General features: G+C 45.0%; 24 protein-coding genes and 1 pseudogene. 12 read left to right on the forward strand and 13 right to left on the reverse strand.

All coding sequences use genetic code 11. The features are described 5' to 3' along the window. The first annotated feature begins 158 nt into the window (after positions 1-158). Positions 159-650 (forward strand): low molecular weight protein-tyrosine-phosphatase, encoded by a 492-nt coding sequence (locus QUA16_RS02715; RefSeq protein WP_333102381.1) that lies wholly within the window; start codon positions 159-161, stop codon positions 648-650. A gap of 10 nt (positions 651-660) precedes the next feature. Here the strand turns inward: QUA16_RS02715 and QUA16_RS02720 are convergent, their stop codons facing one another. Together QUA16_RS02720 and QUA16_RS02725 are read right to left on the reverse strand one after the other, a co-directional pair. Beyond that, positions 661-1401 (reverse strand): DNA-binding response regulator, encoded by a 741-nt coding sequence (locus tag QUA16_RS02720; RefSeq protein ID WP_333102379.1) that lies wholly within the window; start codon positions 1399-1401, stop codon positions 661-663. Positions 1402-1464: 63 nt separating this feature from the next. Further along, positions 1465-3057 (reverse strand): glucose-6-phosphate isomerase, encoded by a 1593-nt coding sequence (locus tag QUA16_RS02725; protein ID WP_333102378.1) that lies wholly within the window; start codon positions 3055-3057, stop codon positions 1465-1467. A 463-nt stretch (positions 3058-3520) separates the two neighbouring features. On the opposite strand from QUA16_RS02725, the gene dusB reads away from it, so the two are divergent. The 4 genes from dusB to QUA16_RS02745 all read left to right on the forward strand — a co-directional run bounded on the left by dusB (position 3521) and on the right by QUA16_RS02745 (position 7639). Beyond that, positions 3521-4534 carry a tRNA dihydrouridine synthase DusB gene (dusB, locus tag QUA16_RS02730; protein ID WP_333102377.1) on the forward strand — a complete coding sequence of 338 codons (1014 nt, stop codon included), beginning with the start codon at positions 3521-3523 and terminating at the stop codon, positions 4532-4534. A gap of 195 nt (positions 4535-4729) precedes the next feature. Beyond that, entirely contained in the window at positions 4730-5650 is a 921-nt protein-coding gene (gene argF, locus QUA16_RS02735; RefSeq protein ID WP_333102376.1) for an ornithine carbamoyltransferase, read from the forward strand. A 190-nt stretch (positions 5651-5840) separates the two neighbouring features. Further along, positions 5841-7151, forward strand: coding sequence for an AAA family ATPase (locus QUA16_RS02740; protein ID WP_333102375.1), 1311 nt, complete (start codon positions 5841-5843; stop codon positions 7149-7151). Further along, entirely contained in the window at positions 7148-7639 is a 492-nt protein-coding gene (locus QUA16_RS02745; protein WP_333102374.1) for a hypothetical protein, read from the forward strand. The genes QUA16_RS02740 and QUA16_RS02745 overlap by 4 nt, the downstream gene beginning before the upstream one ends. A gap of 143 nt (positions 7640-7782) precedes the next feature. Here QUA16_RS02745 and QUA16_RS02750 read toward each other — a convergent pair whose 3' ends face one another. The 5 genes and pseudogenes from QUA16_RS02750 to QUA16_RS02770 form a co-directional block, all read right to left on the reverse strand. After that, positions 7783-8367, reverse strand: coding sequence for a Uma2 family endonuclease (locus QUA16_RS02750; protein ID WP_333102373.1), 585 nt, complete (start codon positions 8365-8367; stop codon positions 7783-7785). 185 nt (positions 8368-8552) lie between these two features. After that, positions 8553-10169, reverse strand: a complete 1617-nt coding sequence (locus QUA16_RS02755; protein ID WP_333102372.1) for a family 10 glycosylhydrolase — start codon at positions 10167-10169, stop codon at positions 8553-8555. Between the two features lie 107 nt (positions 10170-10276). Continuing rightward, positions 10277-10402, reverse strand: a pseudogene (locus QUA16_RS02760) (alpha-E domain-containing protein); the annotation flags it as partial. A 4-nt stretch (positions 10403-10406) separates the two neighbouring features. Then, positions 10407-11207, reverse strand: coding sequence for a hypothetical protein (locus QUA16_RS02765; protein WP_333102371.1), 801 nt, complete (start codon positions 11205-11207; stop codon positions 10407-10409). Continuing rightward, positions 11204-12592 carry an AAA family ATPase gene (locus tag QUA16_RS02770; protein ID WP_333102370.1) on the reverse strand — a complete coding sequence of 463 codons (1389 nt, stop codon included), beginning with the start codon at positions 12590-12592 and terminating at the stop codon, positions 11204-11206. Before QUA16_RS02770 ends, QUA16_RS02765 begins: the two co-directional genes overlap by 4 nt. Positions 12593-12791: 199 nt before the next feature. On the opposite strand from QUA16_RS02770, the gene QUA16_RS02775 reads away from it, so the two are divergent. Continuing rightward, positions 12792-13103 carry a hypothetical protein gene (locus tag QUA16_RS02775; RefSeq protein ID WP_333181005.1) on the forward strand — a complete coding sequence of 104 codons (312 nt, stop codon included), beginning with the start codon at positions 12792-12794 and terminating at the stop codon, positions 13101-13103. Here QUA16_RS02775 and QUA16_RS02780 read toward each other — a convergent pair. From QUA16_RS02780 to QUA16_RS02790, 3 genes are all read right to left on the reverse strand, one after another. Next, a complete protein-coding gene (locus tag QUA16_RS02780) occupies positions 13035-14141 on the reverse strand; it encodes a DNA cytosine methyltransferase (RefSeq protein WP_333102368.1) in 1107 nt (368 codons plus the stop codon). The two genes, QUA16_RS02775 and QUA16_RS02780, sit on opposite strands and share 69 nt — an antisense overlap. A gap of 248 nt (positions 14142-14389) precedes the next feature. After that, positions 14390-14671: a type II toxin-antitoxin system RelE/ParE family toxin gene (locus tag QUA16_RS02785; RefSeq protein ID WP_333102367.1), complete on the reverse strand. Its 282-nt coding sequence runs from the start codon at positions 14669-14671 to the stop codon at positions 14390-14392. Further along, a complete protein-coding gene (locus QUA16_RS02790; protein WP_333102366.1) occupies positions 14661-14903 on the reverse strand; it encodes a CopG family transcriptional regulator in 243 nt (80 codons plus the stop codon). Before QUA16_RS02790 ends, QUA16_RS02785 begins: the two co-directional genes overlap by 11 nt. 107 nt (positions 14904-15010) lie before the next feature. Between QUA16_RS02790 and QUA16_RS02795 the strand changes: the two genes are divergently transcribed. Then, complete coding sequence (locus QUA16_RS02795; protein WP_333102365.1) at positions 15011-17020, forward strand: Eco57I restriction-modification methylase domain-containing protein; 2010 nt, start codon at positions 15011-15013, stop codon at positions 17018-17020. A 318-nt stretch (positions 17021-17338) separates the two neighbouring features. After that, positions 17339-18703: an MFS transporter gene (locus tag QUA16_RS02800; protein WP_333102364.1), complete on the forward strand. Its 1365-nt coding sequence runs from the start codon at positions 17339-17341 to the stop codon at positions 18701-18703. An 89-nt stretch (positions 18704-18792) separates the two neighbouring features. On the opposite strand, the gene QUA16_RS02805 is transcribed toward QUA16_RS02800, so the two are convergent. Beyond that, on the reverse strand, positions 18793-20151 hold the full coding sequence (locus tag QUA16_RS02805; protein WP_333102363.1) for a calcium-binding protein: 1359 nt from the start codon (positions 20149-20151) through the stop codon (positions 18793-18795). A gap of 215 nt (positions 20152-20366) precedes the next feature. Beyond that, on the reverse strand, positions 20367-21797 hold the full coding sequence (locus QUA16_RS02810) for a calcium-binding protein (RefSeq protein WP_333181006.1): 1431 nt from the start codon (positions 21795-21797) through the stop codon (positions 20367-20369). A gap of 65 nt (positions 21798-21862) precedes the next feature. Here QUA16_RS02810 and QUA16_RS02815 point away from each other — a divergent pair, with 65 nt between their 5' ends. The 4 genes from QUA16_RS02815 (at position 21863) to QUA16_RS02830 (ending at position 24760) form a co-directional block, all read left to right on the forward strand. Then, the gene (locus QUA16_RS02815) at positions 21863-22066 is read left to right on the forward strand and encodes a hypothetical protein (RefSeq protein WP_333102361.1); all 204 of its coding nucleotides are present in this window, start codon (positions 21863-21865) and stop codon (positions 22064-22066) included. A gap of 4 nt (positions 22067-22070) precedes the next feature. Then, positions 22071-22607, forward strand: coding sequence for a GNAT family N-acetyltransferase (locus QUA16_RS02820; RefSeq protein ID WP_333102360.1), 537 nt, complete (start codon positions 22071-22073; stop codon positions 22605-22607). Positions 22608-23061: 454 nt separating this feature from the next. Further along, positions 23062-23808, forward strand: coding sequence for a HEAT repeat domain-containing protein (locus tag QUA16_RS02825; protein WP_333102359.1), 747 nt, complete (start codon positions 23062-23064; stop codon positions 23806-23808). A gap of 37 nt (positions 23809-23845) precedes the next feature. Beyond that, the gene (locus QUA16_RS02830; RefSeq protein ID WP_333102358.1) at positions 23846-24760 is read left to right on the forward strand and encodes an Rpn family recombination-promoting nuclease/putative transposase; all 915 of its coding nucleotides are present in this window, start codon (positions 23846-23848) and stop codon (positions 24758-24760) included. A 111-nt stretch (positions 24761-24871) separates the two neighbouring features. Here QUA16_RS02830 and QUA16_RS02835 read toward each other — a convergent pair whose 3' ends face one another. Further along, a complete protein-coding gene (locus tag QUA16_RS02835) occupies positions 24872-25645 on the reverse strand; it encodes a class II aldolase/adducin family protein (RefSeq protein WP_333052907.1) in 774 nt (257 codons plus the stop codon). Positions 25646-25816 lie beyond the last annotated feature (171 nt).

The raw sequence follows: 25816 nt of genomic DNA on the forward strand, positions 1-25816 counted from the left end.
TGATGGATGTTTAATAACGGCTTGATAGCTAATGACTGGTTGATTGGTATGAAGCAGGAAACCTTGGTAATTGGAATGAAAAATATTCTTTCCTCTTCCTTCCAATTACCAATTACCAATTACCAATTACCAATTACTCAATACCAATTACTAATTTAATGTCTTATAAATTATTGTTTGTCTGTCTCGGCAACATCTGCCGATCGCCCTCAGCCGAAAATATTATGAATCACTTAATTGAACAAGCTGGTTTGAGCGATCGCATCACCTGCGATTCGGCTGGAACTGCTAGCTATCACATTGGCAGTCCCCCTGACAGGCGGATGGCATTGGCGGCGAGGAAGCGAGACATTGAATTGCTAGGCGAAGCCCGCCAATTTGCCAGGAAAGATTTTGAAAATTTTGATTTGATTCTGGCGATGGATCGGGACAATTATCGCAATATTATTGCCCTGGACCCGGCTGGAAAGTATAAAGATAAAGTGCGGCTGATGTGCGATTTTTGCCAGAAATACGACCTTAAAGAAGTGCCAGATCCTTACTACGGTGGCCCGGAGGGATTTGATCGAGTAATTGATTTGCTGCTGGACGCTCAAGCGGGTTTGTTGGAGTATGTTATAAATCAGGAAAAATTAAGAATTACCAATTAAGAATTACCAATTACCCATTACCGACTAAATGGTGTTCCATCGCAAAGCGAACGAGTTCTGCTCGGTTGTTGCTGTCAGTTTTTCTGAACAAGCTGCTGACGTGCTTTTCGATCGTTCGAGGGCTGAGGTGGAGTGTGGAGCCTATTTGAATATTAGAAAGTCCTTCTGTCAGCAAATCTAGCACTTGTCGCTCTCGCTGAGTCAAAGTCGGAGCATTTTGGCTGGGAGATGCCCGTGAAGCGGAGCTATCCCGTAGGGAATCGCCTGTGTTTGACTTTTGAGTTAAAAAATCTGCTTCTGCCTTGTCATTGGCTCTGCTGCGTGCCTCTGTTGGCGTTGGTTCGGGTTCCTGGGAACGAGAGGGGGCCTGAGCGATTAGGGCGTAGCGATCGAGCAAAGAGCGAATAACCGCCCCTAACTCTGGGAGTTCAAAAGGTTTAGCCAGATAATTGTCGCACCCCATCTGATAGCCGCGAATCCGTTCCTGCGTGCTCGTGCGTTCCGTCAAAAAAATCACCGGCAGCAAGCGGAAAGCGGGACGAGTCCGAACTCGCCGGACGAATTCGTAGCCATCCATCTGGGGCATTGTAATGTCGGTAACAATCAAGTGAGGCTGAAATTCATCTACCAAACCTAAAGCTTCTTTGCCGTTCTCAGCAGCGATTACAGAGTATCCGGTAATTTCCAGATAATCGGTAATCGACAAGCGAGTCGCGAAATCGTCGTCAGCAACCAGAATCGTCAAGGGCATGGGGGAATTAAAAATTAAACATTAAAAGTGACTAATTTCACTTTTAATGTTTAATTCTACTGTTTAATTCTGTTTATAACTTGCAGTTAAAGTAGCAGGCTGGCCTAATGTTCCCTCCAAAGCTACGCCGCGCCCGTTGGCTGCCAAATGCCGCAGAGTTTTGTAAATTGTCTCGATTTGCTCTGGCTTTCCTGCTTTTTTTGCTAGTTCTGCTACAGACAGAGGTTTTTGGGCGTCTTTGAGCAGTTGCAGTACCCGTTGCTGCAAGTCCAATACAGCAGCGGCTGCTTTTTTGCCTGCTTCGACGCCCGGTTGGTGATAGGCATTGACATTCACCAAGGAACCGTAAAAACCTACGGCTCTTTCGTAGAGGGCGATTAATGCTCCTACTGTCCGAGGGTTGACTTGGGGAATTGTGACAGTAATGGAATCTCGGTGATTTTCGTACAAAGCTTGTCGAGTTCCCTGCAACAAACCAGACAAATAATCTCCAGAAGTCACGCCGGTTTCTACTTCTGGGGAAATGCCTTGCCTGTCTTGCAAAACTTCGATAAATGTTAGGAAGAAATTCGGCACGCCGTCTCGCAGTTGCTGGACGTAGGCGTGTTGGTCGGTGCTGCCTTTGTTGCCGTAAACTGCGATACCTTGATGAACTGTATTGCCGTCTAAATCTTCCTGTTTGCCGATCGATTCCATGACTAATTGCTGCAAGTAGCGGCTGAACAATAGCAGTGAATCTTTATACGGCAAAACTACCATATCTTTCTCGCCACGTCCGTTGCAAGCAAAATACCAGGACATTGCTAACAAGGCGGCGGGATTATTTTTAATGTCGGGAATTCTGGTAGCTTCGTCCATGACTTTAGCACCATCGAGCATCGCCTGAATGTCGATGCCTTGCAAAGCTGCTGGCAAAAGTCCTACTGCTGAGAGTTCCGAAGTGCGTCCTCCCACCCAGTCGGCCATCGGGAAGCTGGCAATCCAGCCTTCGGATTTGGCTAATTTGTCTAGTTTGCTGTCTGTTCCAGTGATGGCAATTGCTTGTTTGGCAAAATCCAATTTTTGGGCGACGAAGGCTTTTTGAACTTCGATCATGCCGTTGCGGGGTTCGGGAGTCCCGCCGGATTTGGAGATTGTAATTACTAGGGTGCTGGCGAGTTTGTCTTTAATTTTGTTAAGGATGCGATCGATCCCAGCCGGATCTGTGTTGTCGATAAAATGTATTGCTAGGGGCGGAATGTCTGGGGATAAAGCTTCGGCGACAAATTGGGGGCCTAGGGCCGAACCACCGATGCCGATCGAAATTATGTCGGTAAATTGCGGAGCAAAGGGCGGTTTAATATCGCGGTTTTGAACTTTCTTGACAAATGTTTCGACTTGTGCTATGCCTTCGACTATTTCTTGTTTTAATTCTGGAGTGGGAGCTAAATCAGGGTTTCGCAGCCAGTAGTGGCCCACCATCCGGTTTTCGTCGGGATTGGCGATCGCACCTGCTTCTAAAGCTGCCATGTCTTTGAAAGCTTTGTCAAATTTGGGCTTGAGTTCTGCTGCGAAAGCGTCGTCGAATCCCATGCGGCTGATATCGAGGTAAAGTCCCAATCCCTCGTGATAGTAAAGCCAGTCTTGATAGCGTTGCCAGAGTGCTGCGGCGTCCATAGGAATTCTCTACAATTTTTTTAATGTTCGATCGGGGTCGTCAGGAATCCACCAATTGTAGTTTAAAACGATCTGATGTACGGCTTTTGCAGAATCCTAATAAATTTAAGCATTAATCGTCTGAAGGCAGCCGGAGCCGAAGGCAGGCAGAGCATTCGGCAGAATTAAACAATAAAAATATGACTTGGGCAACAGTCTTAGTAGGTAGATCCCTCATTAATGGTCACACCCCATAGATAGATCGAAGTGGCACAGAGATTTAAGTGTAGTCGGGGTTGGCGTTTGGGCCCTGGTTTGACAATATTCAAATTCGGGCGATCGGGAGGTGTAAAATAGGCATTGCGGTCAGGTTAAATATACTTTTAGCTGTCACTCAATAATCGGCTAAAAATATAGTTAACAACAGTCAACTATCTGAAGTGTAGTATAATATACAGATATTAGAATTAAAGTGCGATCGACTATGCTTACTCTCTCTCCCGAATTAAAAGAAAAATTATCAACTCCGCTCAAAATCGGCGATTTTGAAGTTAAAAGCCGCGTCCTGCAATCGCCATTATCCGGCGTTACCGATTTGGTATTTCGCCGCCTGGTGCGCCGCTACGCGCCGGATTCGATGATGTACACGGAAATGGTGAACGCTACGGGTTTGCACTACGTGAAGCAACTGCCGAAAATTATGGAAGTTGACCCGAACGAGCGCCCGATTAGCATTCAATTGTTTGACTGCCGGCCGGATTTCTTGGCAGAAGCGGCGCAGAAAGCAGTGGCAGAAGGAGCGGATACTGTTGATATTAATATGGGCTGTCCGGTTAACAAAATTACTAAAAACGGCGGCGGTTCTTCCCTGCTGCGAGACCCCGAAACGGCCGAGGCAATTGTGCGGGCTGTTGTGGAAGCGGTAGATGTTCCTGTCACGGTTAAAACTAGAATCGGTTGGACAGACAAAGAAATTAATATTTTGGAATTTGCGAAGCGGATGGAAGATGCGGGAGCAAAAATGATTACCGTACACGGCCGCACTCGCTCGCAAGGTTACACCGGCCCGGCAAAATGGGAGTGGATTCGCCGAGTGAAAGAAGTTTTATCGATTCCAGTTATTGCTAACGGGGATATTTTTTCTGTGGAAGCAGCGATGCGATGTCTGGAAGAAACCGGCGCAGATGGAGTGATGTGTTCGCGGGGAACATTGGGCTATCCTTTTTTGGTGGGAGAAGTTGATTATTTCTTGAAAACGGGTGAAGAAAAGATAGCTCCGACACCAATTGAACGCCTCGAATGTGCTAAAGAACATTTGCGGGCTTTGTGGGAATATAAAGGTGAAAGCGGTGTCTGCCAAGCGCGCAAGCACTTAACCTGGTATGCTAAGGGTTTCCCCGGCGCTGGGGAATTGCGGGGCGTGTTGGCTGTGGTAGAAACGGTGGAACAAGGTTGCGATTCGATCGATCGCGCGATCGAGCAATTGCCCGCAAGTTGAAATAAACTTAGATATTGCACCATTGTTAATAAGCCTTTCACGGGCGGGCAGGATGCCCACCCCACAATAAAATCTAATCTTTGTGGAACAGGCATCTTGCCTGTTCTTGAGAATGGTGCAAGCTAAAATAAACAAAATTCACCTCTGCGGGCTAAGATTTAAGACACAGTTAAAAATTTGTGGGTGGGGGAAAGCATGGATTCCTTAAAAGGGCGAGATTTATTAAGTCTGGCAGATTTAAGCATTGACGAATTAAATTATTTGCTGGATCTAGCAGCCAGTTTAAAATCGGGAATGGTCAAGCTGAAACGCAATAAAGTTCTCGGCTTGTTATTTTCCAAAGCTTCAACGCGAACGCGGGTAAGTTTTACGGTAGCAATGTATAAATTGGGAGGGCAAGTGATTGACCTTAATCCCAACGTTACCCAAGTCAGCCGTGGTGAACCTTTGGTAGATACAGCCAGGGTGTTAGACAGATATTTAGACATTTTGGCGATTCGGACTTTCGAGCAAAAGGACTTAGCAACTTTTGCTAACTATGCAAAGATTCCTGTAATTAATGCGCTGACAGATGACGAACACCCCTGCCAAGTGCTGGCGGATTTAATGACAGTAAAAGAGTGTTTTGGCAAGCTAGAAGGATTGACCCTGACTTATTTGGGCGATGGCAATAATATGGCTAATTCGCTGATGTTGGGCTGTGCAATGACGGGAATGAATGTAAGAATTGCTTGCCCTCAAGATTTCCAGCCGAATGCTGAGATAGTGGAAAAAGCTAAGAATATTGCTAAGGGAAAAACAGAAGTTACTGTGACGACGGATGCAGAAGCTGCTGTGAAGAATGCTCAAGTGATTTATACTGATGTTTGGGCGAGTATGGGACAGGAAGAGGAAGCAAAAATCAGGATTCCTTTGTTTGAACCCTATCAGGTAAACGAACAATTGCTGAAGTTAGCAGATAAGAATGCAATTGTACTGCACTGTTTGCCCGCACACCGGGATGAAGAGATTACCGATGCAGTGATAGAAGGCAGTCAATCGCGCGTTTGGGATCAGGCAGAAAATCGGATGCACGCTCAGCAAGCTTTGCTCGCAAGCATTCTAGAAAGCGATTAGGAATAAAGAAGGGAAGAGAAGAATCGGCGGTTGAAAGAGAAAGCCATCTCTCTATCTCTTCTCTTTCTCTGCGCCCTCTGCGCCCTCTGCGGTTAATAAAAAAACATAATTCACAAAAGGTTATCGAAAAACATGAAATTGTCGCTAATTCACATTTAACACCAATAATCGGCAATTCCCGATCGACACTATGCTAACAGAATTTACCCTCGCAAACTTCAAGAGTTACAAAACAAGCCGATTACCGCTTGGAGCGCTGACTGTGCTCATCGGGGCCAACGCCGCAGGCAAAAGTAATGCAATTGAAGCTTTGCGCTTTTTGTCATGGTTGGCACAAGGTCAAAAACTCACCACTATTCAATATGCAGTCAATAATGCCGATCGCATTATACGCGGTCGAGTCGATGATTTATCTTATCAAGGAGAGTCAAATTTTACCATCGGTTGCCATTTAGACTCAACAAAATGGAACCAACTTGATATAACCCTCAATGTGCGTGAGGGAGAACTGCATATTAGTAGTGAGCGGATTGTTGGCTCGACAACTGAAACAAGTCAAATACCTCTATATGAGCTAAATAAACCATCTCAAGGAATAGGGACGGATGTTGATGTTTCCTATAACAACTTTACCAAAGGAAAAAATAAGCCACGAGTAATTTGCAGCGATCAAATGGCGATCTTTGTTCAATTAGACACACCTGCTCGTTTTGATGCAAAAAACCATAAATCCCAAAAAGTCATTCCTGAAACAGTCCGCGAATATCAAAGAGTATTACAAAACATCCTATTTCTCGATCCCGTTCCCGCCAAAATGCGCGAGTACAGTTTCAAATCGGATAAACGCTTACAGGAGGATGGCACTAATCTTTCCAGTGTTTTGTTTCGCCTATGGGACAAGAAACCAGACAATCAAAAAACAATTTTAAACTTAATTCAGAGCTTACCAGAACAGGCTATAGAAAAGCTAGATTTCATTTCTGGTCCGCGAGATGAAGTGATGGTGCGGCTGGCAGAAACCTTTGGTAATAAACCGCGCTATTGCGAGGCTGCTTTGTTATCAGATGGCACTTTGCGGGTGTTAGCAATTACAGCAGCCATGCTATCAGCAACCGAAGGTAGTTTAGTAGTCATCGAAGAAATCGATAATGGGGTTCATCCCAACCGCGCCAAACATCTACTAACCTGCATTCGAGATATTGCCGAGCGTCGTAATTTGCGGGTGCTGCTTTCTACTCATAACCCCGCTCTCATGGATGCCTTACCTGACGAGGCCCTCGGTGATGTAGTGTTTTGTTACCGAGATCCCCAAGCAGGGGATAGCCGCCTTATACGACTCGGAGATATGTATGACTATCCTAGCCTGATATCGCAAGGCCCTCTTGGTCAATTGGTAACTGCTGGAGTAGTCGATCGGTTTGTCAAGTCGCCGCACACGCCTGATGAGAGAAAACAGCAAGCAATGGCATGGCTATCTCGTTTGCAGGAGTACGGGGAATGAGTAGTATTTGCCTAATCGATACTAGCATTTTCCTCAACTTTCTTAATGTTCCCAACTGCAATCAGGATAGGGCATTAGTCCTAGAAGATTTTAAGATTTATGCTGAATCTGGTTGTACTTTTTTGTTACCGATGGCAACCATAATAGAAACAGGCAACCACATTGCCCAGAATGGCGACGGTACAATGCGAAGGAAAACAGCCATGCGTTTTGTTAAAGAAGTTAAAGCTGCATTTAAGGGTGAAGCTCCTTGGTCACTTACTCAATTCCCAAATACAGAACAAATACTACTGTGGATTGACAATTTTCCTGATTTAGCTGGCAGAAACAAAGCACCTGATAAGTATGAAGGAACTAGCTTCGGCGATCTCAGTATCATTGAAGAATTTAATAAGTCATGTCAGCGTTTCCCCATGAGTGAAGTGTTTATTTGGTCACTGGACAGTGATTTAAACAGCTATCACCAAAACGCAAAATACCGAGCGTAGTCCTGAACGCATAAATAGGCGATCGCGAAGGGAAAAGCCATTCTCTCTATCTCTATCTCTTCTCTTTCTCTGCGCCCTCTGCGCCCTCTGCGGTTAATAAAAAAAACATAATTCACAAATAAAGAGAATTTATACAGCCGTTTTCAATTTGATACCAGAGGGGGCAACATTGCCTGAATTGCGATATTGAAAGCGGGAAATTCGAGCGGTGAAATGCTCGCAGTTTCCCCAAGAAATACTTCGCTTTGATACCCATTTTCAGTAGGTTCTCGAAAAACGTGGAGTTGTCGATCGCCCACATTTAGCACCCAATAATCGGCAATTCCAGATCGCGCGTAAGCTTTGGCTTTAATTTCGCGATCGAAAGTTAAGCTGCTGTCTGCCACTTCGATAATGAGATATACCTCTGAGGGAGTCGGATGGTGAGTCGCATAGTCAAAAGGATCGATTCTGACTACGGCGATATCCGGTTCGGGTTCAGAATTGTCATCAAGGGCGATCGGATCTTGGGTATAAATAGCAGCCTGATTTCCCAGAAGATCGCGCAGCACGCTAGCAGTACGTCTCGTGGCTGAAGTGTGAGCAGTTCCTTTTGCACTCATTTTGATGATATTTCCTGAAAGTAATTCGACTCGTTCCTCTGGGTGAAAAAATCCCATTTCTCCTAGTTTGTGATACTCTTTAACTGTCCATTTACGGAGCGTGAAAGCAGCTTCTGTTGTTAGCATATCTCGATTGATAAATTTATAATTTGATGTGGGATGATTTTATTTTAGCTTATGCTATTAACTGGTTCCCAGGCTCTGCCTGGAAACCGATATCTAGAGGCTCTGACTCGCAAGCTTTTATGGAAATGGGAGGCTCTGCCTCCGGATTAGCGTTACCAGGCTCTGCCTGGTAACGAGTAGACCAGTTAAGATGCTCCGAGATTGATTTTGGTGACTTCACCGGCGACAACATTAACTGTTTGTTGAATTTGACTTCCGTCAACTTTCAACTGATAAGTTCCCGGAGAAAGCTCGATCGCCCCAAACCATCCTTTACCATCGGCGCGCAGTTGACGCACTTTGCCAGCAGCATCGATCGACTGCAATGTCAAGCTTGCACCGTCGCAAGTTTGAGCGCACCGCTGCAAATTTCCGGCGATCGCACCTGTAGTCGGCCGCGACTTCCAAGGCATATCGGGAACGGCTGCGGTTGTCGCCCACACAGGCTGAGTTTGAACGGTTTTGCCCGTGGCAGCATCAACGTATTGACTCGGCTGCGACAGCGCGGTGTAAAACAAATCGTTGCTTTGGGGAACGTATTTCCAAGGCTGGCGGGGCAAATCACCGCTACCGCCCGATCGCCATTCCACATTCGTGTACACGTTGCTGCTAGCGTAGGAATAGAGCACCGTACCTGCGACGTGATTTCCTTTCGCAGACGGCCCTTCGGCGCGACGAATCTGGCCTAGAGTGTCTTCGATGTAGTTGAGGTAATTGCCGGGGCCGATCGCAATTTGGCGGTTGTACTGGTGGTCTTTGGCGTACTCGATCCAGTGGTCATAAGCGAGTTTTTGCGATGGTTTGTACTCGCGCTGGTAAGTCATCGGCATCGCCATGTCTAATATCCCTTCTTCCAGCCAAGCGCGCCAATCTTGCAATACTTCTTTGTAAGGCTGCGTTTGATACCACCCTGCATCGTTTTTCGGGCCGTCTCCCCAGGCGATCGTGGCGGCGGTAATTTTAACACGCGGTTTGATTGCAAGACTCTCTACATAAAGCTTCCGCACTAAATTTGTTACCTGATCGCGCCGCCACTGCATCCACGCGGGATCGCTGGGTGCGGGTTTGCCCGATCGACCTGTTTGCTGATTGAAACGGGCGATCGCAGTCGGATTGTAGCCCCAAGTCGGCCCGCCGTAGCGCACATAATCCAACTGTACGCCGTCCACATCGTAGCGCTTGATCAAGTCCAAATAGACGGAAACAGTATAATCTACGGCGTCTGGATGGCCGGGATCGAGGAAACCGGGTGATTCCCCGCTCGAAGTGAGCATCGCCCAATTGTCATTTCCTGGGGCCGAAGGCCCGTGTTGTTGCCAAACGTGACCGGCGGGAAGTTTGCTACCGGAAACCACCGGCAGCGTCACCATCCAAGCGTGTACTTCAATGCGTGCGGCGTGGGCTTTGTCAATCAAATCTTGCAGGGGATCGAAACCGGGGGGAACGTTGGGATCGAGGGTGCGGGGTTCGATCGCACTGGTGTAAAAGGCATCGCCACGGCGGCGGACTTGGGCGACGATCGCGTTGGCATTTGCCCGCTGCGCGTCTGCGATCAATTTTGTGACTTCTTGAGGCGTTTTGAAGCCGGGGTTGAAGGCGTCCACCCAGAATGCGCGAAATTCGGCGGTTTGGGTTTGCGGGGGCCTAGTTGCGTTAGCGCGGTTTGGGAACCAGTTTGATAACCAACCAGGAGTCAGCAGAAAACTAATTGTTAAGCCAATCAGGAACAAGCTTGACAAAAAGAATGTTTTGGTATTTCGCATCAGAAATGTGTGAGAGAGCGTTTAAGTGTCCTTTACGGACTTTTGGTTTGAGCGTCCGCTTGACATTTTCGCACAATCGTACATTAAGTGGGTCGATCGGTAAATAGTTGAGCAATATCGCTGGGAGAGTCGAGAATGAGATTAAAATTGACCTCGGCAAAATCGGCGATATTTTCCGATATTTCAATATAGCGGTTGAGCCAGTAAATTGAATCCGCGACACCACTTAACATAGTTTTACAGGCTAAATAGGGTTTTAATGATTTTCATTTTGGCTGTATCAAGGCCGGGTTCAAGTTTGGAAATTGGACTGAGCGTTTTCCACTTGCCTTTATTCGCGGTGAAGATAGCATCGGCTGTTTTTTCAGGATCGATAGTTTCAAAGCCTCCTATTTTATTAGTGTATAAGTAATTGAGACGATCGAAAATTTCATCTCTTGATGCACGTTTCACGCTAACTTTTTCAGGTGGTGGCGGTGGTGGTGCAACTGGAGCAGGCGGCGAGAGATCAAATACTTTTGCTAAAGTATCTAATTTTTTACCGCTAGTAATGCCACATTTTAAGGCGGTAATAGGCTTAAAGTTTGACCACGTTTCCCGATTGGCTTCTGAGATTCGATTGGCTGCGACAATAACATCCAATCTGTTCAATGCACTGCCGGGTTCTGCTACCAAATATCGAAGTGCACCGAGAATAGTATCTCTTGATGCTGTGCTAAGGTTAACCTTTGGTATTGCTTCCCTTGCCAGAATTTTAGCTTGCTCAATATTTTTGGATTCTGGCTCGATGATTATGCACCAGACTCGCTCTAATTCAGCTTGTTGAGCGACTGCATAAATAAAGGAATTGCTGACTACTTGATATTGATAATCACCTGTTTCTTTAACAATCACAGGAATCCAATTACGTCCGCCAGCGTTCAAAATAGCCTCGGCTGCGGCGGTGATGATAAACTCTGATTCAGAGCAGGGTTCCCCTGGTTCAATCTCAGCTAATGGCAGGTGCATCAGCTTACCGATGTCATCATACTTACTCATTTTAAGAAATACTCCTTAATTAGACCAACATAGTGTTCAGCAGCGGTATTGTTAAGAAAAACAGCGGGAATATGAGAAAAAGCAGCATTGGCAACAGTTGCATAGCTGGGAATACTGAAGATAGTTTTTTCAGCATTCCCGCTTGTAGATTTAGGCCAATAATATGGTATCAGATCAAAGCCGTCTTTTTTAGCTTGATTAATTATTTTTCCAATTTCCTGATTGGCTGTCTGAAGCGAAGGATCTGTGATCTTCTCTCCATTGAAAAAGATTGGTAGGGCAATTGGCCCACCATCTCCTCTTTCTTGTTTAATTTCGGGAATAAATTTTGTAATTACCCTAGCTGCATTGTGTAGTGAGGCTAATCCATTATGCTTGGTAGGGATGAGAACAACATCAGAGGCATAAACACTGCTCTGACTGAAAAATAACCATTGGGTAGGGCAATCAATCAATATGTAATCATATAGATAAATAAAAGCTTTAAGGATTTCTCGCAATCTTTTTTGCCCCTTTTGAATGTGTGATTGAGCTTGAAGAGAATCTGTAAATTGTTCCATTTCTTCAGTTGAGGGAATCACGTCAAAAAAACGTAACGGTTTCCCTTGTTTGTCCTTGTACGGTTTTCCATGTTTGTCGGTGTGAATAAAAGGAACTACTGTTTGGATAATATTTGCTTTTGAATCAGTGAGACAGTTATATAAACTAATAGCTCCTACATCTAATCCAAGAGTTTGCGTTAAATCTCTTTGTGAATCAAAATCAACTACTAAAACCTTTTTTTGCTGTTTTCGCAAAATTGCTGCTAAATTGAGAGTTGTTGTCGTTTTACCCACTCCTCCTTTATTGTTATAGATACAAACTGTCAATGCCTTGGGTGGGTTGTCAATCAAATCTTTGATATGTTGGACAATGGCACTAATATTACCTTTGTTAATCAGAGTACAGGGAGTTGCAGGAATTACAACATTCCCATGCCTCCGAAATAACTGGATATGAATGCCATTGGTAATAATGCCCCATTGAGCCGTTTGACATTTAGGAGATAGCAGATATCTTTTAATCTGTTCCCTAGACTCGTTATATTTGGGAGTACCTTCCGCTAAGTTAATTTTAGCTCCTGTCGCTATTGCCCGTCCCTTGCCTTCAACAAGTAAGTAGGGAGCGACAGGAGAGAACAAAAACTTCTCACTCTCAGTATTTTTACGCGCTGCGAAATCTACTTTCTGAGCACCCTGACCTGTTGGAAACTGTGGAAACTGGTCATTTTTAGTGAATCCAAGTGCTTCTATTAGAACCGACACAAATTGAGAGTTGACGATCGCTTCAATGGCATTCTCTGGAATGCTATCTAAAACTTGACCCCAGTTGATAGTTGTCATCATTTACAGTTAGATACTTAAGTAAAATCATAACGCTTGGTTTGAGTTTGTGTCATCGTTAGCTACCTCCCGATATAGCTATATGAACAGTAAACATACTTTTGGATAAGTTATATATTTTATAGTATGCTTGACATTTTTGCACATCGGTGAAAATTTAGGCGAAAATACACTGAACTGGCGATCGGACTTTTCTCAAAAAATGATAGCACCTCACTTTCAAACCCTAGCCCTGTCGCATGACAGCTACTCAACAGCAAGCAATTTACTCGATCGCGTAGATGGCTGGCGCCAAGAAGCAACCCGAAAGTTGCAGCAAAGCCAGAGAGGAGAAAAGGGACAATTTTTAACACCTTCATCCGTCGCAACTTTGATGGCGGGAATGTTTGAATTTAACTGTCCCGATATATCGCTTTTAGATGCCGGTGCAGGAATTGGTTCCCTGTTAGCAGCCGTTGTTTGCGAGGTGGCTTTGATAAGCCTTGACAACTTCCTTGCCTACCGCCAATCCTAGTAGTGGCGGTACGGCATTTCCGACTTGAAGGTACTGTGATGTTCTCGAACCAATAACCTCAAAATCATCATCAAAAGATTGCAGCCTCAATCCTTCGCGGACAGTCAATCCTCGATGCTGACTAGGATGAGTAGCTCGTGCAGACGAAGGTTTTCTCATGTTAGATGTTACAGCAATAGCTGGTTTATTACTAGCTAGTCGAGCATAGCTATTGTGAAAACCGCTGGCTGGTTGAAGGCGATCGGGAATAGACTTTCGGTTTCCACCATCTGGGATATACTTCAGAATTTCAATTAACTTTTGTGAATGATTGGCCGCCTCGTGATGTAGCAGTACGTTGGCGGTCTTGCGCCTAGCTATTTGATAGTCAGTTTGTGGCATACTCTGGTAAGATTTACATATTTCTCCAGCATTTAATGGCGGTAGATCTGAAATTGCATCAGCTACGGTCACATAATAGTGAGAAATTGGCACTGGAAACTCAGGCGGTAGCAATCCATCAAGCCAACCTATAAAAAAAGCACGTTTTCGCAGTTGGGGTACGCCGTAGTCAGCCGCCTTTAAAAGGCGACATTTCATGTGATAGCCGATATCAGCAAAGCTAGCGATGACTGAATCGCGCACTTTGCCTCCCTGCATTACCAGCATTCCTTCAACATTCTCGATAATGACATAAGCAGGACGAATTTCAGCCACCAAGTCGCGAAAATTGCGCCATAAAGAATTGCGAGGATCTGTTATCTCTCGCTTGCCAACAGTGCTGAATCCTTGGCACGGTGCTCCCCCCGTAATAATGTCGATTTCGGCTGCCGAAATTTTAAAGAATTGCTCTATTTCGGAAACAGTTGTCTGGGTTAAGTCAGATACCAGACACGGAAGTGGAGATAGGTTGCGTTCAAAAGTTTGTTTAGCGTTTTCACAGTAATCTATGCCACCGATGGCTTGGATACCAGCACGTTTAAAACCCAGAGTTAACCCTCCCATGCCGCAAAATAAGTCAAGGCTACGGGGAAAACGCTTGGTTTGAGTTTTTGTCATCGTCAGCTACCTCCTGATAGTTTCCACCTGGAAAGTTGTAGATTTTCGCGTCCGCTTGACATTTTCGCACAGCGGTGAAAATTTAGGCGAAAATAAACTGAACTGGCGATTCCCTACGGGATAGCTGCGCTTCACGCACTTTTTGAACAAACGCTAGCTTTTCCGGGTAACAGCTACTCAACTGCAAGCAATTTACTCTATCGAGTAGATTTATACAGGCTTAAATCTCAAATTTAAAAGCAGACGAGCTAATTTTCGGGATACTTTCTTGAACTGTGAAGGATACGGAGAATTTCTACGTTTTCTTCTTTTACTCGATAGATGATGAGATAAGAGGTATTGGAAATGACAAGTTCTCTAGTAGTTTCTACGCGACCAACTCGACCCATAAAAGGAAATTCGGTGAGTTGACCTACAGCACTCTGAATCCTTAAAATTAATTGCCTTGCTGCCTCTGGATCATCTTTGACAATATATGCGTGAGCCTGTTCTAGATTTCGCAAAGCTTGTCGCAGCCACTTAATTTTCATTGGTCAATTTGACAAAAACTGCTTGGACTTCATCATCGCTGGCAAAGTCTCCAGCTTCGGCCTCGGCAACGCCTTTGTTAATCTCATCGAGCAGCCATTGATAATTTTCTAGGTAAGAAGCGATCGCTTCGTTCAAAACATAGGTTAAATCGCGATCGGTGACAGTAGCGATCGCCTTCAGCGCCTCTTTTTTTTCGCTATCAAGGAGAAATGTAAAATTTTCTTGACTCATGGCTGCCCTTTGCTGTTATGGGAAGAGAGTAAACTGGTACTATGATAGCCTATAGATTCCTATTTTGGCGAAAATAAACTGAACTCGAAATCGCACTTTTTGAACAAATGATACTACCGCACTTTCAAACCCTAGCCCTTCCGGGTAACAGCTACTCAACTGCAAGCAATTTACTCGATCGCGTAGATGGCTGGCGCCAAGAAGCAACCCGAAAGTTGCAGCAAAGCCAGAGAGGAGAAAAGGGACAATTTTTAACACCTTCCTCAGTCGCAAGTTTGATGGCGGGAATGTTTGAATTTAACTGTCCCGATATATCGCTTTTAGATGCCGGTGCAGGAATTGGTTCCCTGTTAGCAGCCGTTGTTGGCGAACTTTGCCAGCGCCCAAACAAACCGCGTAGCCTGCACGTTACAGCTTATGAAATTGACCTTGTTTTGATAGAATACCTCAAGCAAACTTTAGAATTATGCAGTATAGAATGTCAGCGTTTTGGGATATCTTTTACCTGTGAGGTTCGCGAAATAGATTTTATTCAAGACAGCGCCGATATGTTGCGGCCCAATCTATTTACACAACCAGTAAAACGGGAATTTACCCATGCAATTATCAATCCTCCCTATGCCAAGATAGACGCTAAGTCCCAAGCCCGCACCTTGCTGCGTTCTATAGGACTAGAAACCAGCAATCTCTACGCTGGCTTTACAGTGGCTGCCGCTCACCTTCTCAAACCAAACGGTGAATTAGTATCGATTACTCCCCGCAGCTTTTGCAACGGTTTATACTTTCGAGATTTCCGCAAAGTATTCCTTCAAATGATGGCTTTGCGCCAAGTACACATCTTTGAATCCCGACAGTTGCCATTTCGCGATGATGCGGTGCTGCAAGAAACTATTATTGTGCGCGCCACCAAACAAATAGAACAGCCAGATACTGTACTAATTACCTCAAGCAGCAGCGCGGGCGACGACCTGGTTTTGTCTCACCAACTGCCCTATACCGCCCTAATTAATCCCAAAGATTCCGAGCAATTTATTCGGATTTTACCTGATTCTGTCAGCCAGAAAGTAGTCGAGCAAATATCTCAATTTACTTGCACCCTAGAGGAATTAGGCTTAACAGTTTCCACCGGAAAAGTTGTAGATTTTCGTGTTCGCTCTGACTTGCGGCTAAAACCGGAGAACGGTACAGTTCCGCTGATTTATCCCGCACACTTCTCGGCGGGCGGTGTTGAATATCCCACAGCAACGAGAAAGCATCAAGCTTTAGCTGTCACGGAAAAAACTGCTGCACTCCTCGTACCTAACGAACATTATGTTTTGAGCAAGCGCTTCTCCTCAAAGGAAGAGAAAAAGCGAATTGTTGCAGTTGTTTGGGATGCGAATAAAATTAATAGTTCTAGCGTTGGTTTTGAGAACCATTTAAATTACTTTCACCAACAGGGACGCGGATTAGACCTCACCCTGGCGCGGGGATTGGCGGTTTATCTAAATTCGAGCTTGGTAGATGCGTTTTTCCGACTGTTCAACGGACACACTCAAGTTAATGCTACGGATTTACGCAATTTGAAGTATCCTAATGTAGAGCAATTACTTTTACTTGGCGCACAAATAGGAGAAATATTTCCTACACAGCGGGAGATTGATCAACTTGTCGAGACACAACTGCTGAAGGCGACCAATCCGTTAGAAAATAGCCCAATGACAATCAAGAACCGTATTGATGAATCTCTAGAAATACTTGCAGCGCTGGGTTTTCCAAAAGGTCAGCTTAACGAACGTTCCGCCTTAACCCTTCTGGCTTTGCTTGACCTCAAGCCAAAGGATGCTTGGGAATTGGCGAAATCTCCACTTCTGGGAATCACACCAATTATGGAATTTATGGCTCAGGAGTACAGTAAAAAATATGCACCAAATACGCGGGAAACTGTGCGTCGCCAGACTGTGCATCAGTTTCTAGATGCAGGTTTAATTGTTGTTAATCCTGACAGTCCCGAACGTCCGGTGAATAGTCCAAAAACGGCATATCAGATAGAAGAAAGTGCTTTGGAACTGGTGCGAACCTATGGCACTTATGATTGGGAGAAGAATGTTCGCGCTTACCTCGTTCATTTTAACTGAGATATTGCACCCTTGTCAATTACTTGTTTAGGAACAGGCTTTTCGGCCTGTTCCACAAGAAATACACTCTTTGTGGAACAGGCCGAAAAGCCTGTTCTTGACAATGGTGCAAGATTTAAGTTTTAACGGAGAACATCTTTTGCAGGCTTATTCCAAAAATGAAAATATTTGTGAGTCTGAATGATGCTAAAATGCACTATTTATATGGCTGCCGCTGGCATCGGAATGGCATATACTGTGATGCCAGGGGTTGAATTGACCGGAATTGTCGATCGCACTCAGTAAATCAAATAAGTAACTAGGTAAAATATCTTTCCAATGGAAAAAAAGCATAACGCTGGATTGTGGGTATCAGTATTATACTTCGCTCAAGGTCTCCCTTACACCGTCGTTAATTTAATGTCGGTGATTTTTTTGAAAGGTATGGGAACCAGCAACGAATTGATCGGATTGACAAGTCTTTTGTCTTTTCCTTGGGTTTTAAAAGGTTTGTGGGGGCCAGTTGTTGATTTGTATTCCACGAAACGCAAATGGATTTTAACAACCGAAATCATTTGTGCTTTTCTGTTTGCTTTCCTGGCTTTTGGTGTATTGACGCCCGCACCGATTCTTATATCGCTTGTTATCTTTACCGCGATCGCCTTTGTGTCAGCTACTCACGACATCGCCATTGACGGATTTTATTTAAACACTCTAAATAAAGACCAACAAGCACTATTTGTCGGGGTTCGCAACACGGCTTATAGAGGTGCTGTCATTGCCGGCAGCGGTTTATTGGTGTTCTTAGCGGGGAAACTGGCAGAACAGCATTTAGTCACTGGAAATACAGGCGACACCAAAATATATCAAAACATTCCGCTGTCACTTTTCGGTTCGGATTTTAGCGTGTCTGCGCTTAACTACGGATGGGCGACAGCCTTTGGCATTTGTGCGATTATGTTTGTGCTGATATATCTTTTTCAGCGGTGGTATCTTCCCTATCCTAGAAATTACGATCAGGAATCCGACACTCCTCAACGAACAACCAGCTTTATCGAAGCATTCAAAACCTATTTTCAGCAAGATAAAATAGGTTGGATTGTTACTTATGTCTTGATTTTTCGCTTGGGCGATGCCTTGACGTTTAAAATGGCTCCTCCATTTTTAATGGATAAAGTTGAAAAAGGAGGATTAGCAGTTTCTACGTCGGATATGGGCTTATTATCCGGTACTTTAGGGGTAATGTTTCTGTTAATTGGAGGGTTGCTGGGGGGCTATTTGATTGCCAAACAAGGATTGAAAAAATGGATGTGGCCGACGGCAATTCTGCAAAATTCAACTAACGTGCTGTATTGGCTGTTGGCAATCAATCAACCGGGGATTGAATGGGCTTATGTGGTAAATTCGATCGAGCAATTTACTTATGGACTGGGCGTAGCTGCCTATACAGTGTTCTTGATGCGGACTGTCCGCCCTGAATACGAAGCATCTCACTATGCAATTACAACGGCTTTTATGGCAGCAGGAGTGCTGATTCCGGGTGTTTTTAGCGGCTACTTGCAGGCGAGTCTCGGCTATCAAAATTATTTTTTGATGAGCGCGCTGGCTGTGATTCCCGGTATGCTGACGATTTTCTTTCTGCCCCTAGACGATGAGAAAAAATTGGCATCCATGCCCAGACCTGGACTGGACGATTTCGATTAATTAAATTGTATCTGTTGACGTTCCTAGGTGGCGCCACAAAATAGAGGACACAACAATGTTGTGTCCCTACCCCATATCTGTATTGCTAACTAAATCGACCTAAAATCGCTAGCTGTAAGCGGAGTATTTAGTGTGCCGAAGAAACTGGCAAGAACTTCACCTGTGCTGACAACCTCGATCCCCGTTGAAAGCTCCGTTTCAGTAATTCTCAGTTGGTTAAAGCTCAAACCTTTGGTCAAACCGATTAAATCTTCACCCTGTTTAAAGTCAATAAGTGTGTCTGTACCAGCCCCAATTCCCAACACAAACAAGTCGCGTCCAGCGCCGCCAATCAAGAGGTCAGCACCTACTCCGCCAATGAGTGTATCGTCTCCTTCTGCCCCGTTCAAATTGTCATCCCCTTTGCCACCGAATAGCTGGTCGTTGCCGCTGCCACCGCTGATAATATCGTTGCCTTTGTTGCCGCTGAGAGTGTCGTTTCCCCCATTGCCCGTGATAATATCGTCCCCTGCCAAACCTGATGCTGTATTGTTGGCATCGTCGCCGACTAAACTATTAATTTGGGATAGATCGAGAGCAGTTTGCATTGCCCTAAAACTTCCAAAAAAGCCTTTTCCGGGAGTGGTTCTCAATTGCTCTACTGTGCTGCGCGATTGCAGCGCATCTCCAAATTCTGGTAATGCAAAGTCTAAGCCAGCTAACAGTTCTAAATAATCTGAATCTGTAAAAGTGAAATCAGGGCGGTTCAACTGGTCTACAGAGATTTCGGCCTGAGTCAAGCCGGGAGGTGGAGAAGTTAACAAACCGCTTTTGCCGTGCTTGTCCAAGACAAGTAGTGGGTTGATAATCGGGTTAGTAAATGTTTGAAGAACTACTTTTCCGGGGAGAAAAGCTTCTCCTCCCAAACTCACAAAATCGCCGCTAACTATGTAGTGAGTTACATTTTTTCCCGCACCGGCTTTCTGCTTAAATGAATTGACTGTACTTTGAGCAACTCCCGGGGAATTGAAGGTGACAACATCTCCGATCGCAGATGTGAATTCTGTTGCGGCTAGTTGCGTTAAAGCACCGCCCAAGCTGTGTCCGAGAACGTCTGGGGGCAAGCGACGAGGGTTTTTTGCTGTGTCTTGACCGATTTGTGTCAGCCAATTTCCTAATGCCTGTTTGTTGGCTTCAAATTGGTTGAAACCGACGCCGCGCTTGTCTGCGTTGGCAAGATCGTCTGTGGGCGAGTCGGTGCCGCGAAATACCAAAACTGGCGGTTTGTCTGGGGTGGTGGAAATTAAGCCGATCGCGTGAAATCCAGTTCCGGGATCGTCAAAGGTGCGATCGATTTGGTAGCCAGCAGCGGTCAAACCCGTTTGAACTAAAGTTTGAGACTGGGGGTTGTTATCTATGTAAGCAAGTTGCTTGGCTATAGTTTCGTAAGCGGCGGGAGAGGAGGGCATATTTTTTTATTTCCTGTCGTTAGATTGGGAATTAGTGTTTAAGCTACTTAATTAATTTTACTGTAAACTCCGGTTATTAACCATATTAATTGGTCATATTTCGTTGCTTTGTAGGGGCAGATTTAGCAGACATTTTTTGTGGGTAAAAACAATTTTCCTACAAAACCCACCCCGGTTTCGCGCCACTAAAACTACAATTTTTTATCGCCCCCAAGCTATACAAAATCTACCCGCGTAAGATCGCTGGCAACTACGCCTCTGAGAGTAGCAAGAATTTCCCCAGTAACCGGGATAGTAATTAAAGCTCCGTCACCCGCTTGGGTTACTCTAATTTGAGGAAAAGTTAGACCCCGCGACAGTGTAATTAAATCTTCACTATCTTGAAAATCGACAATCACATCGGCTCCGCCACCTGATTCCAATACAAAGCGATCGCGCCCCGCACCACCAATTAAAAAATCGTTGCCAAACTCGCCGGAAACCAAATCGTTTCCGTCGCCACCCTCGAAATAATCGTTATCTCTGCCGCCGTACAAGAAATCGTCGCCATCACCACCGATGATGCTGTCATTACCTCGATTGCCTCTGAGAGTATCGTTACCGCCGTTGCCGATAACTGTATCCTCTCCAGGGCCCCCCGTAGCAGTATTGTTGCGAGCGTCCCCTGATAAATAATTCGGTTGTAAGGGAGCTAAACCGTATTGCATTTCTCTGATTAACTGCACAAAAGAAAATTCTGGTGCTGTTCTCACACTCTCTGCACCGCCTCTGCTTCTGATGGCTACTGACACATTGGGCAGGGCCAAATTCATCGCAGCGATAAACTCGTTAAAATCTGAATCGTTGTTATAAGTAAATTCGGGACTGTTTAATTGTTCTACGGAAATTTGCCTCTGCAAAAAACCCACGGGCGGAGTAGTTAACAAATTTTCAGTTCGATGTTTTGCCAAAACAGTTAAGGGATTAATACTCGGGTCTGTAAAGCTTTGGATAAATACTTTACCCGGAATAAATGCTTCGCCAAACAAGCTGACTACATCTCCGCTGACAATGTAGTGAGTGACATTTTTGTTGCCTGCCCTACTGAGATTTCTCCGAAAAGTGTTGAATGTACTCGCTGATACTCCCGGAGAGTTGAAAGTAAAGATATCGCCGGTCAGAGATGTGTATTCGGTTGCTAGAATTTGAGCGACGGCTCCGCCCCAACTGTGTCCGATGACATCGGGCAATAATTTGTTGGGGTTTTTACCAGTATTTTGACCGATTTCTGTGAGCCAATTTTTGATAGTATCTTTGTTTTTTTCAAATTCAGGTAAACCAATGTCCCGCGAGTCGGAAAAGATAGCGTCGCCGTCGATGAAGTCTGTACCTTTTAATACGAGGGCGGGCGGGTTTTCGGGATTGGATGAACCGAACCCGATCGCATAAAAGTTTGTTTCGGGGTCGTCGAATATGCGATCGATATAGTAGCCATTAGTATCCAGGAAACCGGAAACTTCATTTGCCGCGCTCGGCTTTTGATTCAAAAAAACAATTGATTTAGCTAGAGCTTCATAAACAGCAGGCGAGGCACTCATAATATTAGATTTTCTGTTTGTTGGTATTTGCGATCGCTCTATTCTTGAGCTAAGTGTCCAATCAACCATTATAGCTGACAAGATTTGTATGGTACACTTGATAATATCAACTCAAGAATAAAGTTTTTGCGGTTATGGGTATCATTCGTCAATACATTGCTCCATTAATAGCGATATTAGTATTTTTCCTGGCTCTGGTAGCAGTCAGCGCTCGCATCTTTTTGCCGGCTGACATGGCTGCCCCGGCGCCGATTGAGGAAGCGATTCCCCAAAAGCAAGCGGCAGTAGTGAATCCAATTTTCTTGGGGCTAAATTATTCCGCTTTCCGTGTCCGCTGATCTGATGTCTGCTCAACTAATACCGGGCTACCGGCTGCGCTCAGGATCGGGACTCGATCGAGCAAAACTGGTAAAGTTTATGCACCGGACTTACCAAGAGCTTTACCCCGATCGGGAATTGGGACATTTGGCTCAAACTGTCGAGCAGTATTTTTCTAACCAGACGCCGGTTTGGTGGGTAGAGTGCCAGAAAAACAGCCAGGAAGAGGCAGAAATTTTGGCGGCGCTGCCCTCGCAGCATCTCAATCCCCAATCTCAAGCCCAAAATCTCCAATCGGTTGTCGGATGTTTGTGGTTGGGAAATGCGATCGACCAAACCACCGGAGAACGCTACGCTTACATTTTTTTGCTGTACGTAGCACCGGAACATCGCCGTTTAGGAGTCGGTGCAGCTTTAGTTATTCATGCTGAAAATTGGGCGCGGGAAAGAGGCGATCGGCAAATTGGTTTGCAAGTATTTCTGAGCAATCAGCCTGCGGTGAATCTCTATCAAAAATTAGGCTATCAAACTCATTCCCTCTCGATGCTCAAGTCTCTTTGAAATATAAATTCTACTGGTTGGGAATCAGGGCTAAAGTCCTGATTTATCCAAATTAGGGGGGCTTCAGTCCTCGCTACAAACTTAAGTAACAGCAGAGATATTCCTTTGTAGTAAGGATTTTAGTCCTGATTCATCCAAATTATGACGACTGAAGTCCTCACTACAAACTTAGGTGACAGCAATTATGAGGACTGAAGTCCTCGCTGCTAACTTAGGTGACAGCAGAGGAATTTGTTTGTAGTAAGTCATATGTTGCACCATTCTCCATTAGCCTTTTATGAACAGGCTTTTCGGGCTGTTCCACAAGAAAATTTATCTGTTGTGGAACAGCCCGAAAAGCCTGTTGCTGACAATGGTGCAAGATATGATTAGTAAGGTACTGCGCGCGCACCCTACAATTATTGAGTGCTGACTGAGTTGCTTAGGAGCATCCTCTGTGCGGTAAAGTTTTTTTATGAACAATAACGACTACTCCAACGCCCTTGAGACTGACACGGAACTGGAAAGCCCTTTGGATCAAATTTATGAATCCGAACCCCCGCTGCCAGATCCCGATGAAATGCTGCCTTTGCTGGAATCCCCGGAACCTCAGCATCGGATGATTGCGGCGCGGGCTTTTTGCGAACTGCAGGACGATCGAGCAATTTCGCATTTAATTAATTTATTGAGAGACGGTTGCCCCTTGGTGCGGGTAAGCGCGGCTTATGCTTTGGGGCGAAATCCGAGTCCCGATGCTGTGGAACCGCTGATTCTTCAGCTTAACTGCGACTGGAACGGTTACGTTCGCAAAGGGGTAGTTTGGGCCTTGGGAAATTGCAGGGATCACCGCGCTTTGCCATCTTTAATTGATGCTCTGAAAACTGATATTTCGGCGGTGCGTTTGTGGGCGGCGAGCTCTCTGGGTCAAATGGCAAAAGTTGGTTACTATGTGGTGATTGCGGCGATTCCACCGTTGATTGAAGCGCTGCGGGGAGATGCTGTGTCTGCTGTGCGAAGTAATTCCGCTTGGGCGATCGGGCAACTGGCCCGCGAATTGCCGAATAATATAGTGTACGCTGGGGCGATCGACGGTTTGATTGAAGCTTTAGAAGAAGATGAAGATATGGGCGTGCGGGAAGATGCTAAATCTTCACTTTTGCGAGTGGGCGACCCGCGCGGATTGCAGATAATTGAAGATTTAGAAATGGAAGGACTTTTGTGATTTAAGCGCCCCCATTACCAATTACCCACTATTAATTATGCCTTTCATCAGTGCTAAAACAGATTTTGGTTTCAAAAAAATATTTGGTTCCCCCCAGAGCAAAGACATTTTGATTAGCTTCCTCAATGCGATGCTCTATGACGCGCAGCCAACCATTGAAGACTTAGAAATTATTGACCCTTACGCCGCGCCGAGCGTTACTGGATTAAAAGATACTTACCTGGATGTTAAAGCCAAAATTACAGGCAACAAAACTGTGATTATCGAAATGCAGGTAATAAATGTAGAAGCTTTTACTAAACGGGTAGTGTACAATGCCGCCAAAACCTACGCAACTCAACTCAGACCCAGGGAAGGATACTCTAAATTAAATCCTCTGATTGCTTTAACAATTACAGATTTTATTCTGTTTGAAAATACCGAAAAGTTTCTCACCCATTTTGTATTTAAAGAACTCGAAGAAAACTTCGAGTATTATAACAGAGAAATCGAATTAGTGTTTGTCGAACTTCCCAAGTTTAACAAAGAACTAGAACAAATCGAAAACCTAATTCAAAGCTGGATTTATTTTATCAAAAATGCTCCCCTCTTCGATGAAATGCCTGAAAAATTTGCATCAATTCCCGAAATTCAAACAGCTTTTTCCATCGCCAGCCGAACTAATTTAACCCTTAAGGAATTAGAGGAAGTGGAAAAGCGGGAAATGTTTTTTGAAGACCAACGCGGTGCTGTTATTAAAGGGATGCAAGAAGGTCGCCAAGAAGGTCTAATTGAGGGGCAAACAGCATTAATCCTGCGTCTACTCCGGCGGCGCACTGGCGAAATCCCACCCGAAACTAAAACTCGCATTCGGCAGTTATCTCTCGAACAATTAGAGGATTTAGGAGAAGTCTTGTTAGATTTTACCAGTCAAGAGGATTTGATAGCTTGGCTGGAATCCGTGTCAGGATGAATTTATAAATTTTGCACTTCTGATACTAAATCCGGCTTTAATACCTCGTTCATTCTTGATTCGCCGCAGGCGGACTGTGTTTGTGTAGTAGCGGTTTCAACCGCCTAGTTCCTAATCTAATAAGTCAGGTTCTCGGCGCACAATCATGTCATAAAGCGGTTGAAAGCTAAACCATCCCATACGGTGAGACCCTACTTGCTGCTGTGTTAAACGCGCACATTCTGGCTTGATGAGAATTGGTTTTCCCGCTGCTTCGGCCATTAACTGCGCTTGACAAGAACGTTCCATTGCAATAAACCACCAAGCCGCTTCATCTACTGTTTGACCTACTGTTAACAGTCCGTGATTTTGTAAGATAATGGCTTTTTTCTCACCTAAAGTTTTGGCTATGCGTTTAGCTTCTTCGATTTCCAAAACAACTCCGGTGTAATCGTCAAATAAACTTTGGTCTTCATAAAACGAACAAGCATCTTGCGTCAGCGGGTCAAGCAGGCGGCCCAAACTCGACCAACTTTTGCCGTAGGGAGAATGAGCGTGGGCTGCTGCAATTACGTCGGGGCGGGCGCTGTGCACTTGGGAATGAATGGCAAATGCTGCTTCGTTTACGGGTTTATTTCCTTCAACAACTTCGCCTTTGTGGTTGACTAAAATTAGGTCGCTGACTCGAATTAAACTAAAGTGCATTCCAAAAGAATTAACCCAGAAATGGTCGAGGTGTTCGGGGTCGCGGACGGTGATGTGTCCGGCAATTCCTTCGCTGAATCCGAAGCGGGCAAATAATCGGAATGCGGCGGCTAAACGTTGTTTGCGGTGGCGGCGTTCTTCTTCAACTGAGTTGAATGTCGGGGGTTGAAAAGTGACTTTGGGGATTTTTATTGCAACCATAGATTTGGGAATTGGGAATTGGGCATTGGGCATTGGGCATTGTTGACTGTTAACCGTTGACTGTTGACTGTTGACTGTTGACTGTTGACTGTTGACTGTTAACTGTTGACTGTTGACTGTTGACTGTTGACTGTTGACTGTTGACTGTTGACTGTTGACTGTTGACTGTTG

The organism is Microcoleus sp. S13_C3 (assembly GCF_036700905.1).
In the GTDB taxonomy this organism is placed as follows: Bacteria; Cyanobacteriota; Cyanobacteriia; order Cyanobacteriales; family Microcoleaceae; genus Microcoleus.